Annotated in this window: 9 protein-coding genes and 1 pseudogene; 6 read left to right on the top strand and 4 right to left on the bottom strand. The window is 47.2% G+C overall.

The window, feature by feature from the left end; genetic code table 11:
* The first annotated feature begins 100 nt into the window (after positions 1-100).
* From ACO6VE_RS04810 to ACO6VE_RS04795, 4 genes and pseudogenes are all read left to right on the top strand, one after another.
* The gene (locus ACO6VE_RS04810; RefSeq protein ID WP_422460009.1) at positions 101-1,399 is read left to right on the top strand and encodes a hypothetical protein; all 1,299 of its coding nucleotides are present in this window, start codon (positions 101-103) and stop codon (positions 1,397-1,399) included.
* Between the two features lie 577 nt (positions 1,400-1,976).
* Positions 1,977-3,290: a hypothetical protein gene (locus tag ACO6VE_RS04805; RefSeq protein WP_422460007.1), complete on the top strand. Its 1,314-nt coding sequence runs from the start codon at positions 1,977-1,979 to the stop codon at positions 3,288-3,290.
* 129 nt (positions 3,291-3,419) lie between these two features.
* Positions 3,420-3,590: pseudogene (locus tag ACO6VE_RS04800) on the top strand (aldehyde dehydrogenase family protein); the annotation flags it as partial.
* 79 nt (positions 3,591-3,669) lie between these two features.
* Entirely contained in the window at positions 3,670-7,011 is a 3,342-nt protein-coding gene (locus ACO6VE_RS04795; RefSeq protein ID WP_422460005.1) for a hypothetical protein, read from the top strand.
* A gap of 17 nt (positions 7,012-7,028) precedes the next feature.
* Here ACO6VE_RS04795 and ACO6VE_RS04790 read toward each other — a convergent pair whose 3' ends face one another.
* From ACO6VE_RS04790 to sodB, 4 genes are all read right to left on the bottom strand, one after another.
* Positions 7,029-8,321 (bottom strand): ankyrin repeat domain-containing protein, encoded by a 1,293-nt coding sequence (locus ACO6VE_RS04790; protein ID WP_422460004.1) that lies wholly within the window; start codon positions 8,319-8,321, stop codon positions 7,029-7,031.
* Between the two features lie 86 nt (positions 8,322-8,407).
* A complete protein-coding gene (locus ACO6VE_RS04785; RefSeq protein WP_422450510.1) occupies positions 8,408-10,621 on the bottom strand; it encodes an ankyrin repeat domain-containing protein in 2,214 nt (737 codons plus the stop codon).
* A 138-nt stretch (positions 10,622-10,759) separates the two neighbouring features.
* Positions 10,760-12,556, bottom strand: coding sequence for an ankyrin repeat domain-containing protein (locus ACO6VE_RS04780; protein WP_422450511.1), 1,797 nt, complete (start codon positions 12,554-12,556; stop codon positions 10,760-10,762).
* Positions 12,557-13,529: 973 nt separating this feature from the next.
* Positions 13,530-14,111 (bottom strand): superoxide dismutase [Fe], encoded by a 582-nt coding sequence (gene sodB / locus ACO6VE_RS04775; RefSeq protein ID WP_422450512.1) that lies wholly within the window; start codon positions 14,109-14,111, stop codon positions 13,530-13,532.
* A gap of 297 nt (positions 14,112-14,408) precedes the next feature.
* Between sodB and ACO6VE_RS04770 the strand changes: the two genes are divergently transcribed.
* On the top strand, positions 14,409-15,215 hold the full coding sequence (locus ACO6VE_RS04770) for a hypothetical protein (protein WP_422460002.1): 807 nt from the start codon (positions 14,409-14,411) through the stop codon (positions 15,213-15,215).
* Between the two features lie 386 nt (positions 15,216-15,601).
* Positions 15,602-17,358 (top strand): hypothetical protein (locus tag ACO6VE_RS04765; RefSeq protein ID WP_422460000.1); only part of this gene is annotated, 1,757 nt, incomplete at its 3' end.

The following is a 17,358-nucleotide window of genomic DNA, read 5'->3' as shown; positions in this document are numbered from 1 at the left end:
CCACTACTGTGATAAAGCCGAAACTCAGGATCCAAAACCTTCGTTTCTGGAAACACCTGTGCAAATAACCCCCCAGAGTTTGGATGCCGTGAGGCCTTCTATGGACAAGGCGTTAAGTGCAAACAACTTTTCCGCAATGTGGCAACTGAAAAGCCGATACGGGATCACACTCAGTGCAGCTCAATTAAAAGAGCTTTTGTGGCAATCACTACCACCATCTTTCCATTGGTATGTAGCACCCTCTGCCCATAATAAAATTCGAATGGCGCTGGATTTAATGACCCATGATGATGCCTCTAAATGGGTTGTTTGTGATTTTCTGAAGGAAGTGTTACAGAAAAAAGGCCAGTCGGAGACGACGGTCAACCTGCTGGTAGGCTCAAAAATGCTTAGTGAAAATGCACTAAAAGAGACTCTGAATTACTTTATTTCAAGAGGCAGATTTCATGATGCAAAAGCCATTAAAGAACAATATAGTGTCTCTATTAATAGTTCGAAATTGGAGGACGAACTGGTTAAAGCTTATGAATCAGGAAAAAGTACCTGCGATCTGGAACGTATCTTGAGCCTATACGATAAAGATAACGAGTATTGCATAGTGACCCTGCGTGAAATTTTAAAAACCGTTGCGACGCAGCCGCAGGATTACTCTCCGGAGCTTCTTGGTCAGAATCGTAGCAATTTTTTTGACAATTATATGAAGTTTATCAACGCGCTGCTGAGCCATGGTGTCAAGGAACAAATGGCTGTTGATGCCGCAATGGCAAAAGCCGTCAGTACTCTTGCTCACAAAGGCTTGAAATGGGCTTACGAATTGAAGACCAGCTACCAGGCAAAGATGGATCCTGCGAAGCTCAGAGTGGCGATGGATAAGGCAGTAGATCTGAACAAACTTTTCCTGCTTGAACTGATAACCCCTTTGTTTGCCAATGGTAAAGATGCCGAGGAGGCGATTATCGGGTCTCTGGAAAGGCTGGCAAGCAAACCCGATCAGTATTTTGGTGATTATCGTGATGCAAAAGAAACCTTGAAAAAACAACTGGAAAAGTTCGATTGTTGGAGTCTGAAAGCTGTCAACACACTCATTAAAAGAGCTGTTGAGAACAATGATTTTTACTGGGCTGAGGAGCTGAACAGAAAATATAATGCCTATCTGGACCCTGAGACACTTAAAAATCATATTCTGAAAGAGGCCGAATATGTAAAAAGAAGAGGACACACCCAACCTGATTATCTTGCCGATTTGTTCGCCCCCTTAAAATTAATCGAGCATGATAATCCCGGTTTGCCCAATGCCATTCAAGCGGCTGTTGACCAAATATGTACAATGGAGAGTTTTCCCTTGCAGCAACGTGTCGTCAATGAGCTGATAAAATTCTCGGACAACCTCCCGGGTTAAATTTTGATATGTAATGGTTTAAAATGGCAGGAATCATGAGCTGTTCCTGCCATACTTAAGTCCCATGTAATAGAAAACTAATATTTATTTTGAGGAAAATACCTTTTAGACTTTTGAATGCATTCTTGTCAACAGCATAGAAAACTGGCTTCAAAAACTGAGGGTGTAGATTATGTCAGTTTCATATCTCTCGATATGCCATGCTAGAAAACACGAGTGTTCAGTTTGTCTGAACTCCATTACTGATTACCTGTATCCCGATGAAGTACCCAGTCACTCTTGGCGAAATAAATATGTATTTATATTATCGGGATGTAAGCACCTGATGCACGGGGAATGTGCTGACAACTGGGATAGTCATTGCCGGGATCTGTCTGATCGAGACCCGAGCCTGCCGTCCGTTCCTACTTGTCCTGCCTGTAAAACGGTAATATCTGAGGGTAATCAGGCGAAAAACAGGCTGGATCGTGGTTTTCCTCTGGATAGTGAAAAAGCCGAAACCAACGACCCAAAACCATCGTTCCTGGAAACACCTGTGAATACTGCCCCCCTGACCCTGGATGCCGTGAGGGTGCTTATGGACGAGGCGGTAAGAAGAAATAACTTTCCCGCAATGTGGCAACTGAAAAGCCGATATGGAATCACACTCAGTGCCGCTCAATTTAAGGACGTTTTATGGCAGATACTGCCACAAACTTTCCATGCGTTTGTAATACCCTCTGCTGAAAATAAAATTCGGATGGCGCTGGATTTAATGACCCATGATGATGCCTCTGAAAGGCTGGTTTCTGATTTTTTGCAGGAAGTATTGAAGAAAAAAGGCTGTCCGGGGGATGTGGTCAACCGACTGGCTGAATCAAAAATACTCAGTGAAAACGTGCAGAAAGAGGCGTTTGACTTCTTTGTTTCAATAGGCAGGTTCGATTATGCACAAGCCATGAAAGAGCAATATGGCATCTCTCTTAATGGTGTGCAATTAAAGGAACAACTGTTTAAAACTTATGAGGCCAAAAAAAACTATCAGTTGCAACGTATCTTGAGTTTATACGATAAAGATAACAAGTCTTGCAAAGAGATCCTGCGTGAAGTTTTAAAAACCGTTGCGATGCAGCCACAGGATTACTCTCCGAAGCTTTTTGATCGGAGCTATGGCAATTTTTTTGACAATTATATGAGATTTATCAACACGCTGCTGAGTCACGGTGTCAGGGATCAAACTGCCGTCAATGCCGCAATGACGAAAGCCGTCAGTACCCTAGGTTCTCACGGTTTAGAGTGGGCAGGCCAGTTGAAGACCAATTACCAGGCAACGATAGATTCCGGGAAGCTCGAAGTGGTGATAGACAGAGCACTTGATGAACGCCAGTTTTTTCTGCTTGAACTGATCTTTCCTTTGTTTGCCAGTGATGACTCTGACACGGCGAATAGCAGGCTTCTGGAAAAGCTGGCAAGCAAGCTTGATCCGCGTTTTTACTACATTTATCGTATGGCCAAAAATGCCTGTAAACAACGGCTGGCAAGCAGCGGTTGTACGAGCCAAAAGGCCATCGATATACTCCTGAAAAAAGCGATTGAGAACAAAGATATTCCCTGGGCAAGTGAGCTGAACAGCAAATATAATGCTTATCTGGACATTAAGATGTTTCACTATCACATTTTGGATCAGGTCGATGCTGTAAAAAGGTGTAAACACACCGATCCTTCTTTTCTTGATGATTTGATCACTTCCTTACGCTTTGTCAAAACCGATAATCCCGGTTTGCCCGGTACCATTGAAAGGATGGTTGAACGTATAGGCAAGATGGAGAAATTTCCGTTGCAGCAAAATGTTGTCGATATGCTGAGGAGCTTTTTAGAAGACATTCAAACTTCATTGATGGTAAACAATTAAAACACGGTATTTGTCACTGCTTCAAAGGCACGTTTGGTTTACTATTGAAGGGATCAAGAACTGATGGGAAATCAGGCTGACCTTGCCCGGTTGATGACCCTTGAGCAGGGCAAACCCCTGGCTGAATCAATGGCTGAGGCTTTGGAATATGGCACGGTGGGCATCAATGAAGGCATTATTTCCACAGAGCTGGCACCTTTCGGTGGAGTTAAACAGTCTGGGTTTGGTCGGGAAGGTGGACAGGAAGGTCTGGAAGAGTACCTGGAAACCAAGTGCCTCTGTTTTGGGGGGATTAATTAATATCCGGGTTAAGAAATGAAACTAAACCATAATTTTTTTGTCAGTACTTTATTTAAACGATAAAGTACGGATCCGCCCTATGAATGGAATTGAATCTCCATTGCCCCCTTTTTATCCTCCTCCCGGCTTTAATCTGGAAAACGTCAAAAATGGTGGTTTTTTTTCCTGGGCATTCTGGAACACTCTCTATGCCATTGCTACCCCGGTCAAGACAACGTTTTATGTGGGCTCATTAGCATGGAATAAATTATCCAAAAAGCCTGTTTCCAGTCGTAACGTCAAGCCAGAGAGAGTAGATCTTCAGGTAAATCCAGGTCCGGCCAGGCAGGACCAAATCCAGACAAGGCAGGTTAGAGACGTATCTAATAGGAAGCTGCGCTCTCAACAACCATTGCAAAAAAAGAAAATCGAGCAAGCTGGTCTTGATCACCAGCTTGAGCCTCCTTTGAAAAAACGTCGTATCCACACAGCTGATCCTGACCAGCAAAACCGCCTGGCGATCATTCAAAATGCCGTGGCCAGGCTGGATACGCCTTTAAGGTCCAATTTTAAGAAAAAGATGGATCGGCTTCAAAAGGAGCTGTCACGCGTTGAAAATTCTGAATCCTCGCGGCCGGTCTTGCAAGAAGTTGTCAGAAGCCTGATTCATGATTGTGTCTATCCTGGCAATCTATCGGTGTTGCAAGTACTGGCTGATGAGGGTGTGGGTGTGGTGAAAGAGCTCGGGTTCTATAAATTCGACCCAAGGGTTCCTCCATTGTTACTGAGGCAGGTGCTGGACAACAGTGACGATGAGGCTGTGATGGCGTTTCTGGACATAAATGCCGTAAGAATGATGTACATGGCTGATTCTACCAGTACGCAAACGGTGGAAAAATATTTAACTCACGCTGAGATCAAGGAGGCCGTTCACAGTTTTAACAACAACCCGGAATTCTATAATAGCTATTTTCCATTAAGCAAAAATCCCAATCTGCTATTTTCCCAATGTGCTGCACACTATCTGATAACCGGAATTTTTGCGGTGTTGGGTAACACATTGAGCGACTCCCGGACTGAACAGGATATCAGTCAATCCATCATAACGGATCTCAACTCAGAACGTTTTATAGCAAATCTTTATCAGCTTGAGGTTAACGCTTCACGATATCAACCGCTGATCAAAGAAGAATTGCACCACATGATGGACGCCGCACAGCGAGAACGATTATTTTTGTGCACCTTTATTCTGGGTCAGAAGCAGATGTTCGGTCTGCTGAAGGAGACGTTGGCAGACTCCTGGCAGGCCATTCTCAATCAGAGATTTAATCAGGGAGCAAACATACTGCACGTTCTGGCTACAGCACTGCCTGACTATTGTGAAGGAGTACACTTTACCTTTCTCAACCGTTATGTGGTCGCCTATGATGACCTGTTCCAGTTGCTGCCCGCCAGAGATCTGGCGAATATGAAGGACGACAGTGGTGCTACTCCCTTGATGCGATTGTATCATCACCACCCGTATCAGGTATCTGACTTACCACTGATCTCACCGGACCAGAACCTTGTCAGAAGTCGGCGCAATAGCCTGCTAAAGCTAACCTCCGGGGAGAGCCTTATTGACTGCATACAAAGCCTGATTGCATTTGGTCACCCAATGAGTGTCGCCTGGTTCAGTGAGTATCTGTACCTTTTTAAGCACCTCTACTACCAACGACCATCCCTGACATTCACTCCGACAGCCTTTCCCATTGGTTCGCCTTTGCCCGAGAGATGCGAGAAGGCAAATTTCCACCACACTCTGGAATCAACGAACGATTTTTTTCAGCGTGTTATCAGCTTTTTGGCAAGTAACACCGATATTTTTTGGAATTTGCAAGCTGAGCTGGAATTAACAATGCTTGTACAGGACTCAGAGCTACCGATTGAATATCTTGCTCAAGTGATCAGAGTTATGATACCGGACATGCAGTACTGTCTCCTTGAGTATCTGACCAGAACACGGGCCGACAGGAAGTCAATGTTTATTAAACGGGGCAGTGCCGATACACCTGAGGAGTCTTACTATCCCTGGCATCTCATTGGTCTTGCACTCGGGGCTGACAGTATCCCAGCGCCCAGGGTGGCTTGCAGCGTCGGCTTTTTGCGTGTAGTTGAAAATTTTGCTGCCAGGCATACGGAAAAAAACATTCCCAGGCTTCCTGAACCCTGGGAAAAACCGTTCTTTGCCAATAGCCACATAACGGTTTACGGGCGCAGCCTGGCTTTTCCCTGTGCAGCAACGCCAAACGGTTATCGGCGTTATAAGTTCCTGAAACAGTTGCCCGGTGGCAGAGAGCCCTGGGGAGATTTTATTCGAGAGCAACCACACCTTGAGTTTTTTCGCCGGCATAAAGCGGAGCTGGGGCTGGAAAGTGCACTGCTTAAACCCATGGGAATCTTTCGCCTGACCGATGCCCTGAGTAAGTTGCAGCGGGCCGGTGTTCCTGAGTCAACCCTGGCAATGATTGCGTTTGAACCCGACAACTCCGCTTTTCTTCAGGTATTTGATGACGAAGAAAACAGCGCGCTCTATCACCATTATCCCTACGAGACTGAAGGTGTTGCTGGCCTCGGTGTTGAGGCATCACTCGCTGGGCTCGGACTGTTTGCCAGAGATGCCGGCCGCCTGTGGCGGCAAAACTTGCAGGCACCGGATGCATTATCCATGTTTCATGACACGGTTGAAGGCAGAGCCTGGTCACCGACCCCTTTTTTTAGCAAGCAGCGCTGTCCCGGCAACATGGGCGAGTGGCATCAGGATTATCCAAATATCGCACCAGCCCCCGTAGGAATGAGAGACTGGGCTGATATACGTTCCTTTAATGAACACACCATCGACCTCTTCGTTACCAGGTGTCACGTTGATGTAACCAGTGCCGAGAGTCAGCAACTGCTCAGAATCTCTGAACTCGGGAAAACTTTTTACGGGCTGGCGATCAACTGGCTGAGAGTTCGCCACGACACTGGCCAACTGGATTACACCAATTCAGAGCAGATGAATCAGTTGGCCGGGGAGTTGGTTGCAATTGCCGCAGACTTGTTCGGCACCGCTTTTGGCATGCAACCGGAAGCAATGAAGGAGATAATTCACCAGAAACTACCGGCAGAAACACTGAGAAGGGCAGCACTTGAGTGTGGTTACTGGTGTGACCCTGACGTCCGCTATGTGCAGGACATCAGGAAAAAGCGCTTCCCCAGGTCAGTCTACCCCGATTATACGCATAAAGACTTTATCAAGATGAACCTGACGCCGACTCCCAACAACCTTACCCGTAAGGGTATATGGCGTTCATCAGGAGCGAAATCGCCAAACCTTGGTGCGAACAGCGCGCCCCTCCCTCTGGTTCATCTGGATTCTTTATTCTGGTTTGCCATACTGACAGGTTGGCGATATCACTAGTAATCTTTAACCGTTGGTCAGGTTCTATTTTGCCCTAATAAACTAATCACTGTTCCATAGCCATAAACAGCTTTTTCTATATTGGCACCCCTGGAAATCAGTTTCTCGACAAACGAAAAGTATGTTGAATCGGCTTTTGGTAGCATGGCAATATGGCATAAAGCGGTCATGCCCAGTGAGTCCTGAGCATTAACGTCGAGTTGAGGACAATTTAATAAAGATTCAATGACTGGTTTGTAGGGGTTGCAAGAATCACCGGATTCATTCTCATCAAGATATTTACTGTAGCAATCAATGGCTATTTGAAGGGGTGTTTTTTTTTCCAGGCCAAGCGTATTGATATCTTGCTTTTTTATTAAAAATTCGATAATCCATTGGCTTCTTTGTTTAATAGCGTAAATCAGTGGTGTTTCTCCACTAATACGCAGTTCATTGATATTGAAGTCTGCACGATTTGTCAATGCTTCCAGTAGTGCTTGTTCATTGTATTTGATCAGTGTCTTTAACAGGTTTTCTTTCAGGCTAATGCTTTGGAGTGTTTCTAACCTTAATTGTATCTGTTTGCGAAGCTGGCATCGCTCTGCAACTCTTGGGATTTCATGTATGCTTTCATTTAGCCTGGAAATTAATGTAATTAACCGGTAAACGGACATACCAAAAACCTCATTTTTCAGAAGTGAGAGTTTCGGCGTATTATTTAAGCTCCACACATCATATATCACCATGGCAAGTCGTGGTCCTTTGCTTAAGATACATGAGAAGAGTTCACAATGTCTGATACTTTTGTCGGGGTGAAAATATTTCGATAATATATTCAATATGTGGGTTGAATTGTAAACATCCAAATCATGATCCATTTTTAATAAACCGGTTAACAGAAATCTGAATGCTATTTTTTCATTATGAGTTATATCACGTCTATCATTGTGCCTGGCAATAATGGATTCCATGAACTTCCCGATATCTGATAATGTTTTGAAGGGGCCTGTATCCCAGAGGGACATTTGTATATCTATTGAATGAATTTTGTTAATGTTTTTACAGAACTCCAGGGCATGGCTATTTAGTTTCTCAAGAAAGTAATCGGTTTGAGCCAGAATTGGCAATACATGGATCAGTTCAATATTCCTCTGATTAATGGGAATGCTGTGATTATCTTCACTGAAGCGGGTAGGGCTTTGCTGGTAAATTTTCAGCATTTCATGTTTTAAATTAGGCGGCAGTGCGTTTCCGGTGCTTTCCTGAAAAACAACATTATGATCAGTGCTAAACAGGTAATTGGTAATATGATTACTTTGCGGGATATTCATGACTGCTTCCTTACCGTGAAGCCTGTGTTTATAGAACTGAAAAAGGGCGCTAAATGTTCAATAACGGAGTTCCACCATTTCATTGCTCACTGTTGCGGGCAGGGCGATGGATTATCTACTGCCCCGCTTTCAGCAAGGAGTTTTGCACAAGCGGTGTAGCCGTAATTGGTAGCCAGGGTGAGAGCCGTCGAGCCTGTGTTATTTTGCTCATTGATCTGTATACCTGGAGCAGCCAGTAACATCTTGACGATCTCTGTGTTGCCACTGTTGGCAGCCTGATGCAGAGCAGTCCAGCCTTTGTTGGTCTTCGCATTGACCTCGATGCCGTCAGCATCCAGTAACAACCTGACAATCTCTGTGTCACCTCGATAGACAGCTAAGTGGAGAGCCGTCCAGCCATCGTTTTTCTTCTCATTGACCTTGATGCCGTCAGCTGCCAGTACCATTTTGATGATGTCTACACTGGCGAATCCAACAGCCAGGTGGAGAGCCGTCCAGCCTTTGTTATTCTTCTCATTGATCCCGCTGTCGTTAGCAGCCAGTAACACCTTGACGGTTTCTGCACTGGCGTATCTGATAGCCTGGTGCAGAGGCGTCCAGCCATCGTTAGTCTTCTCATTGACCTTGATGCCGTCAGCTTCCAGTAACCTCCTGACGACTTCTGTTTCATCGTCGTAGACCGCTAAATGGAGAGCCGTCCAGCCTTCGTCATCCTTCTCATTGATCCTGATGCCGCCAGCAGCCAGTAACATCTTGACGTTCTCTGCATTGCCGTATGCGGCAGCTACGTGGAGAGCCGTCCAGTTTCCGTCATCCTTCTCATTGACATTGATGCCGTCAGCTTCCAGTAACGCCTTGATGGTTTCTGGACTGGCGAATTTGGCGGCAAAATGTAGAGCCGTCCAGCCAATGCAATTCCGCAGATTGACTTTGATGCCGTCAGCGGCCAGTAATGCCTTGACGGTTTTTGTGTGGCCACTCCAGGCAGCAAAGTGGAGAGCCGTTTCGCCGGAAGTATTCTCAACATTGACCTGGATCCCGGGAATGTCCAGTAATGCCTTGACGGTCTCTGTGTGGCCGCAGCAGGCAGCGATGCGAAGAGCCGTATGGTCATGGTAATCAGTGGCATTAACATCCACTCCCCTGGTTTCAATCAGCGTTTTAAGGCCTTTGGTATAGCCCCTGGCAGCGGCGCAATGCAGTGGTTTTATGTCTGCTTCATCGGTGGTATTGAGGTAACTGATGATGATCCTGCGAATGAAACTTGTCATAGGATTCTCTTTGTTATCAGTGCTCCATAAGGTATTAAGACCCGTTCCTTTTCTCATCAGAATGCACTGTATCTCTACATTTTTCGTCAGGACAGCAATATACAAGGCTCCGTAAAGATCTTTCGCGCCCTTGCTAATCAATAGTTCAAGGCATTGCGTTTTCCCCCATCTGGAGGCTTCGCGCAATGCGCCGTCAAGGTCGTTTGCTCCCATGTTGATCAAGGTGGTAAGGCACTGGGTTTTTCCTTGCTCGGCGGCTTCGCTCAGGGCACCGTTAAGGTCGTTTGCTCCCATGTTGATCAGGGGCTCAAGGCACTGCGTTTGCCCCTGCCCAGCGGCTTCATTCAAGGCGTTATCAAGGGCACGCTGGCTGGGTTGGGTGCTGTTCAGGTATTCAAGGAGTTCGGCATTGCCCTCCCGGACAGCGGTGTGCAGTACGTTATCGATATTCACGCCGGCCCCGGTCAGCAGCATTTGCAAGTCAATGGTCTGGCGCTGCCGGGTAGTGGTATTTTGCAGAGGTGTCTCACCATCGTGACCAACGGCATTGACATCAGCATGGCAGTCGACCAGGACCCGGACGCAATCTGTATGGCCGTAATTGATGGCGACAGCTATCGGGTGTTCAGGATGACCGGTGAGTGCTGAACGGTAAGTCCGGTTTGCCAAAGTCTCATCTTCGGCCAGCAGTATTTTCAGCGTTTCCAGATTCCCGGTACGACAGGCATTAAGCATCGGGGATTCACAATAGGGCGATTCGTCGCCAGGGACTTGGCTACCGTCCAGAGGAACCAATGGCAGCGCCGGTTGCATGCATTGACTGCATTGGCGTTCATCAAGCCTTTTTACTTTCTGCTGATCACTGTCCAGCCATTGGGTGATGCATTCCAGGTGGAAAACGTGAGACTCCGGGCAAGAGGCTTTGACCAGTAAATGTCCGCCATATTGTCCTCCGATATTGCTGTCGTCGCCTATACAGTTCGAGCAATTAAAGGAAAAATCTGTGGTGTTGCCGCTGACGCTGTGCATGGCTGAAGCTTACTGTGTGATAAGGGTTGTGGTTAGGACAAACATCGGTAGAGAAAATTCCTTAAAACAGTATTTTGAACGAGGCGTTTTTGATTAAGCTGTTTTAGCCGTTTAATGAATGATCCCGAATTTTATGGCTCATAGTAGATGGCAGAACGGTGGATTAATTGCCCCATTTTCAACAAGAAGTTCCTTACTGGCGGTGTGACCAAACCTTGTAGCCAGGCTCAGGGCCGTATCGCCATTTTTATCCATCTCGTTGACCCGGATGCCGAAAGCGGTCATTAACGCTTCGATGGACTTTGGACAGCCGTATCTGGCAGCGAGGTGGAGAGCTGTCCAGCCATTGGTATTTGTTGCATTGACGTGGATACTCGGAGCCAGCAGTAACGCTTTGATGGACTCTGGATGATTGTATCTGGCCGCGAGGTGGAGAGCCGTCCAGCCATCGTGATCTTTCTCATTAATCTGGATAACGTCAGCTGCCAGTAACGCCATGACGGTCTCTGTTTGGCCATTCCAGGCCGCCATGTGGAGAGCCGTCCAGCCATCGTGATCTTTCCGATTAACCTTGATATCGCGAGCCGCCAGTAACGCCTTGACAGTCTCGGTGTGGCCTCGGCGGGCCGCTAAATGAAGAGCCGTCCAGCCATCTTTATTCCTGGCATTGGTATTGATGCCGTAAGCGGCCAGCAAGATGTTAACGATCTCTGTGTTGCCATTGCGGGCAGCCAGGTGAAGAGCCGTATAGCCGAGGCTATCAGTGCTATTGATATTCACTCCCCTGGTTTCAAGCAGCTTTTCCACGCATTTGCAATGCCCGTTGGCAACGGTGATATGCAACGGCGTTTGACCTTCTGCATCGGTGTCATTGATGTGTGTCGGGTCGCTCAGGAGATTGAAAAATTCCCAGGAACCTTGTCTGGCAGCAGTGTGCAGTACGGTAGCAATATTTGCTCCTTGTTGGGTCAGAACAACCTGGCCCGCGATGTTTTCCGTCAGAACAGCAATGTACAGTGCACCGTTAAGGTCGTTTGCTCCCTCTGTGATCAGAATATCAATGCACTGTGTATGCCCCCGCTCGGCGGCAGCGTAAAGGGCACCGTTAAGGTCGTTCGCTCCCGCAAAGATCAGGATGAAAAGGCACAGCGCCTGCCCCCGTTCGGCAGCATCGCGCAGGGCGGTATTAAGGGCTGGTTGGCTGGGGTGGGTGCTGATCAGGTATCGAAGGAGTCGAACATTGCCCTCCCGGACAGCGGTGCGAAGTACGTTATTGATATTCGCACCGGCCCTGATCAGCATGTCGACGACCTCGGAGCGGCCCTTCCGGATGGCGATACGCAGGGGCGTCTCACCATTGTGACCAGCGGCATTGACATCGGCACCGGCCCTGATCAACATGTCGACAACCTCGGAGCAGCTCTTCCGGATGGCGATACACAGGGGCGTCTCAGCATCGTGACCAGCGGCATTGACATCGGCACCGCAGTCGATCAGAGCCCGGGCACAATGATAATGGCCGTAATTGATGGCGACAACTAACAGGTGTTCAGAATGACCGGTGAGCACCGAACGGTAAGTCCGGTTTGCCAGGGTCTCGTCTTCGCGCAGCAACATCTTCAGTGTTGCCAGCTCTCCGGTACGGCAGGCATTAAACATTACGGACTCACAATAAGCTGATTCGTTGTCAATGACGTTACTCCTGTCCAAAAGAAGCAGTGGCAGTGCCGGTTGCATGCATTGACTGCATTGGCGTTGATCAAGTCTTTTTATCTTCTGCTGATTACTTTCAAGCCATTCGGTGATGCACTTCAGGTGGAAAACGTGGGATGCCGGGCAAGAGGTTTTGACCAGTGAATTCCCACCAGTTTGGCCTCCGATATAGCCGTCGTAGAAACAAATAGGACAATTAAATGCGAAACCTGCCGCGTTCATTGCTTTGCCTGCTTTATGACTCAATTGTGGGTAGGACAAAAATCAGCAGAGAAAATTCCATAAAACAAAACCTGGAATAAGACGATTGTTGTTCAAATCCCTAAGTCAGGCACAAGCCTGCCCGTTTTGCACCGGGCAAAGAAGGTTGTTCACCAGAATTCAAGGGATGGCAACCACAAAAATCTGGCAGCCATTAAAAGCCCTGATTCATTAAGGCGTCCGATAATAGACTGCCCTGCGCGGTAATTGCTCCTATCCAAAAGTGAGTGGAATTGCGCCCCGGTTTTGTTCAACGCTTCGGTTGGTCAGTAACAGGAATACTGTTGGATCTTTTGCTGACAGGCTCTTCTGATCCAAAGAGTATAATTTTAAGATCTTTACAATGTTTATCGTTATAATCGTTTTGGCAGAGCGTATTAATGGCTGCGCCAAGAAGACATCCAGCACCGCTATAAATGACTACAGAATGCCCCAGGAAACAACCCGCAGCACAGCCCAGTAAACATCCCGTGTCGCTGTAATCAGTATTTCTTATCGACCAGGGTTTACTGCATTCTGTTTGTGTGAAATTTGTCGTCTGCATATTACTTATCCCAATACTCTTGCGAACCGTAAAAATAGATGAAACATTCACTAAATCCGTTTTGCAGGTCTTCAGATACATTGAGGTTAGTACAGAGTGTTTCTGGTTACCGTGTAATGCAGGCGCTTCAGTGATGAAAAGTCCGGGGATCTAGTCTGAGCCAGAGCCAGTGCCACGACCTTGCTTTTCCCGAGTGGAATATTTTCTTTCCGATCTGAAATTAAGGGAAGTTGCTATTATCTCTTTTTAGTATTTTAGATACCGCCTGATAAGCACTCTTATCAGGCGGTATAGACTCCTGTCTCGGAAATATTTCCTAACTCAACAGGTTTATTTGCCAATTAGTCAGGTTTGTTTCCCAACTTAATTGGGTATCTGACAGTTGACTGATCAAGCCGCAAAGTTAGCCGCAACAAATTCCCAGTTCACCAGGGCCCAGAAGCCTTTCAGGTAGTCTGGGCGCACGTTACGGTAGTCGATGTAGTAAGCGTGCTCCCACAGGTCGCAGGTCAGCAGAGGCTTCTGGTCGCCAGTGATTGGTGTACCGGCGTTGCTGGTGTTGACGATTTCCAGGGAACCGTCGGTGTTTTTTACCAGCCAGGTCCAGGAGGAACCAAAGTTGTTAACGGCCATGTCAGAGAATTTGGCAACAAACTCATCATAAGAGCCAAAGGCTTTGTCGATAGCTGCTGCCAGTTCACCGGAAGGCTTGTCGCCACCATTGGGGCTCAGGCAGTTCCAGTAGAAGGTGTGGTTCCATACCTGGGCAGCGTTGTTAAAGATGCCGCCTTCAGACGTCTTGATGATCTCTTCCAGGCTCTTGTTTTCCAGCTCGGTGCCTTCAACCAGACCGTTCAGTTTGACCACGTAAGTGTGGTGATGTTTGCCGTAATGGTAATCCAGAGTTTCCTTGGAGATATGTGGTTCAAGGGCATTGCGCTCGTAGGGCAGCTCAGGCAGTTGAAAAGCCATTTGTGTTCTCCCGCTGTGGTTGGAATAGTATTGGTTTCGTTCAGAGACCTGATTTTTCGCAAAGCGATAGTAGCACCGTGGCTACTACGAATCCATGTGGGATGTATCTTGAGGTTTGCCGCAGAAATTTCAAGCCCAACTCACTCCTTTACGTTGAATAAAAAGGTTGGGGGCAGGATTTCTTTCTTTTACAATAGTTCCTCATTTGTTCAGAACAATCAGGAGCCGGGAACACCGTTTCGTCCGAGTCTAATAAATACACAAATTGATCGGTGTTTTTGATGGAAAGCAGTGAGTATGCAAGAGGATAACAAGATTTATCAGTCAAACCAGGACTTATCCATAACCGCTGACCAGCGTCCTTCCAGGCACCGTTCCACAGGCTTCGGGCCAAAAAGTTTCAGTAAATCCGCAGCCAACGGTAAAAGCAGCGGTGCGGGCTATCTGGTCTCGGGTGTTCTGTTTGTGCTTCTGGCTGGTGTTACTGCTGGCGGTTACTGGCAGGTGACTGAGTTGCAGAAGGCCTTGAAGGAGACCCGGCAGGAGCTTCAGGCAACCCGGGATCAACTGGGGCTGGTGACCGGGCAGGTTTCTCAAACCGGTGAGTCCATTAACCAGAGTGACTCCATCTTCCGCTCAGAACTTAAAGAAGTGAACTCTGAAATTCGCAAGCTCTGGGATGTTGCTAACAAAAGAAACCGTCAGTGGATTAATGAGAATAAAGATAAGATTGACCAGGGGGCGAAGAAAGTAGACCTTGCTGTCAAACAGTTTGATGCGGCTAAAAAGTCCTCCGAGCAGGCGGTCTCAAAGCTGAATGAGCTGGACCAGGTCATTAAGGCTGTGACCACTGAGCAGCTGGTTGCCAATTCGGATATGGTTAGCCGTGTTGAAGCACTGAAAGCTGAAATTGATGGCTTAAAGAGCACTTTATCTGCACAGCAGAGTGTCGAGCAGCAAATAAAAGCCTCTGCGCAAACCCAGGATGAACTCAGTAAAAAGCTGGGCGCTTTCCAGAGCCAGGTCTCCCTGCGGTTGCAACAGCTGGAAAACACCCTGCGGGATCTTGGGAATCCGAAAGAGAAGGGGCTGACAGTTCAGTAGCGGTTAGCTACTTTTAATGCTCTGGAAAGGAAATGGGCGGTGAACATGAACTATTTTGGTTTATTCGTCAGGCTGCCGACCACCGCAGGACTGCATGGATACAGGTACCTGGGCAGTCTATTTTCAGACTAGTCAAAAAAATGTACTGAATGAATTTTTAAAAGGTGGTTGTTTGAGAATTTAAAAAAAACTGTTCAATCTGTTCGGTTTTATTGATAACTGCTCTGAGTTTTCATTTAAAGACTAAATAAGCCCTTCTATTCTGCTAGCCTGAAATTAAATAAGTGTAATCATGGATTAATCAGACTCCGGCAACCGGATCTGATGATGTTTTTTCAACTGATTGCCTGCTGATAGTTAAGGACAACAAACAGTCAGGACAGGTTATGAGTAATGTCAATGGTCCAAGAGGAACCAGTTTTTCAACACCGCCAGAACTCCTCCGGGGTGATCATCAGGAAACTGCTAAGGAAAAAAGCTCTAAACCCCCTAGATATATCCAGTCTGACTTGAGACGTCCAGATCATTCAAGCACACCATTTCGTGCCAGAAGGATTCGCTCGGTTCCTGTTCTTGATATAAAAATCAGGGGATTGTTAAAGTCTGATCATTTTCGGGATGTGGAAACAGCACTGAACAGTGGTGGTGATATAAAGGCTGACGGTCGAAATCTACAGTCAGACCGGGATGAAGTTAAGAACATATTAATAGATATTCAAACCAAATCAGCAAAAAAAGAAGTAAATCTGGATGCTGATTTCTCAGTAAAGCTGAAAAACCACCTGAATGATCTTAAAAGAGTGGATCTAAGCAGCCCAAAAGAGCTTGCACAAATCATTGTTTCATCAATGGATGATATCCGGGATTGGCATTTTAACGCAGGCTACGACAAAACGTTAATCACAGGCAAACAACTGATTGATTCGGAAGGAAAGCTTAGAGATATACTCAGCAATTACAGTGTTGGAGAGCCGGGTGTAACAAAGCAAGAAATTATAGCTCCAGCCAAGGGAGAGGTATCAGGTGATGAGTCGCACCCTGTGACTCCTGCTTCAGCGGATGGCCAGACAACATCAGCCGTGCGCAGCGGCACCGTGGCCAGGCCCGATGATGAGAAAACACCGGCCGTAATCAGTGACGATGCCTTGATCGCGACAAATGGGCATGAAGTGCCTGCGGTGACCAATAAGGCCAAAGATGAAGGTGGGAAATCAGGTTATAGGTCTGACGTAACTTCTTCTGTATCTCCAGTTGATCAAAGAACTGAAACCAGTCCAACGTCCTCAGCGCGGCGAGCGTCCACAACAGGCACTCAAACCTCACCGGTTTCAGATTCATCCGGGCCGATGCCTGAAGAGACTGGAAAAAGTCCGGATGTGAATGAAATCAGGAAATCAGATGATAGTTCTAGCGTTGCTTCTCTTTTACCCTCAGCTGACCAGGGAACTGAAACCAGTCCAGCGTCCATAGCGCGGCGCTCGTCCACTACAGGCACTCAGACCTTACCGGTTGCTGAGTCAGACGGGCCGATGCCTGAAGGTACTGGAAAAAGTCCGGCTTTGAATGCAACCGGGAAATCAGGTGATGGTCCTGACGTTGCTCCTCTCTTATCTCCCGTTGACCAGGGAACTGCAACGAGTCCAATCTCCGAAGCGCGGCGTACGTCCACTACAGGCACTCAGACTTTACCGGTTCCTGATCGCTCACCCGGGGCGATCTCTAAAGGGACTGGAACCAGTACGGTTGTAGATGAAGCTAAAGAATCAGGTGATGATTCTGACGTTGCTTCTCTTTCATCTTCAGTTGACCAGAGGACCGGAACCAGTCCAGCATCCTTAGCGCGGCGTGCTTCCACTACTGGCACTCAGACCTTACCGGTTCCTGATGGCTCACCCGGTTCAATGCCTAAAGGGACTGGAACCAGTCCGGTTGGGGATGAAGCTGTAAAATCAGGCGATGGTTCTGACGTTACCTCTCTTTTATCCCCAGTTGACCAGGGAATTAAAACCAGTCCAGCGTCCGAAGCACCGGGGGCCTTCATTACAGGCAGTGAGACCACATCGGTTCCTGATTCGCTCAAGCCAATGCCTGAAGGGACTGAAACAAGTCTGGTTGGGGATGAGGCCAAGAAATCAGGTGATGG

The sequence above is a fragment of the Endozoicomonas sp. ALB115 genome, assembly GCF_049310245.1.
Taxonomy (GTDB): domain Bacteria; phylum Pseudomonadota; class Gammaproteobacteria; order Pseudomonadales; family Endozoicomonadaceae; genus Endozoicomonas.
Note: the sequence above shows the minus strand (reverse complement) of the source record. Positions and strands in the feature narration are given on the sequence as shown.